This window comes from Pseudomonas sp. VA159-2, from assembly GCF_024126635.1.
Lineage (GTDB): Bacteria > Pseudomonadota > Gammaproteobacteria > Pseudomonadales > Pseudomonadaceae > Aquipseudomonas > Aquipseudomonas muyukensis.
On record NZ_JAMYBV010000077.1, the window covers coordinates 1 to 1,156 of the forward strand.

Genomic DNA, 1,156 nt, shown 5'->3' on the forward strand with positions numbered 1-1,156 from the left:
CGGACACATGGTGGACACCTGTACGGAGACATGGTTGACACTTCCTGGCAGCCCCCTTTGCCAGGATTTTCGCCATGCCTTGGAACGTGAGAAACGCCATGAGCCTGAAAGAAGAGTTCGTATCCCTGGCGCGACAACCGGATGCCAATATTCGAGAGTTATGCCGACGCTTCAGCATCAGTCCCCAAACCGGATACAAGTGGCTGCGCCGTTTTGAGCAAGGTGGCTCGGCCGCTCTACAAGAACGATCTCGGAGGCCGGCTAGTAGCCCCCGCTTGACCGAGGCTGCGTTGGAAGCAGAAGTCGTTGCACTTCGACAGGAGCACCCGGCCTGGGGCGGACGCACAATCAGCAGCCTGCTGAGCAAGCGTATTGCCCCCAGCACCGTCACCAACGTGTTGCACCGCCATGAACTGATCCAGAGCCCTGAGAAGGCACGAGAGGCGCGGCTTAGGTTTGAGCACGATGCACCCAACGATCTCTGGCAGATGGACTTCAAAGGGCACTTCGCCCTGCAACAAGGCCGGTGTCATCCGCTGACCATTCTTGACGACCACTCCCGCTTCAATTTGGCTATTCACGCTTGCGATAACGAGCGAGGAACGACGGTCAAGGAGAAGATGACTGAGGTCTTCCAGCGCTACGGCCTACCGCTCCGAATCAACGTCGATAATGGTGCTCCCTGGGGCTCACCGCGTAATCCTGGAGAGGTTACTGAACTGAGTATCTGGTTGATTCGACTAGGGATACAGATAAGTTTCAGTCGCCCGTACCACCCTCAAACGAATGGCAAAATTGAGCGTTTCCACCGTTCATTGAAGGCTGAAGTACTCGATGGGCGGCAGTTCTCGACCTTGGTGCAAGCACAAACGGCGTTTGACCGATGGCGGGAAATTTACAACTTACAGCGCCCTCATCAGGCTTTGGGGTATCAAGTGCCGATGGCCAGATATCACCCCAGCCCGTGGGCCTACCCCAATCAGCTTGAGGAATTTGAATATGGGCCAGACGATATCCTGGCCAAGGTTTATCACAGTCGCTTCCGCTTTCAGAAACGCTATTTCAGCATCGCAAAAGGTTTGGTCGGGCAGACCATAGCGATACGCCCCGGGCGAGACGGTGGGGACATGTTCGATGTCTATTTCTGCCATCAACG

At 55.7% G+C, this 1,156-nt stretch carries 1 protein-coding gene; it reads left to right on the plus strand.

Annotated features, from left to right (window positions below; all coding sequences use genetic code 11):
* Positions 1-74 precede the first annotated feature (74 nt).
* Positions 75-1,156, plus strand: a 1,082-nt coding sequence (locus tag NJG22_RS24425) for an IS481 family transposase (protein ID WP_253098498.1), incomplete at its 3' end; no start/stop codon positions are given.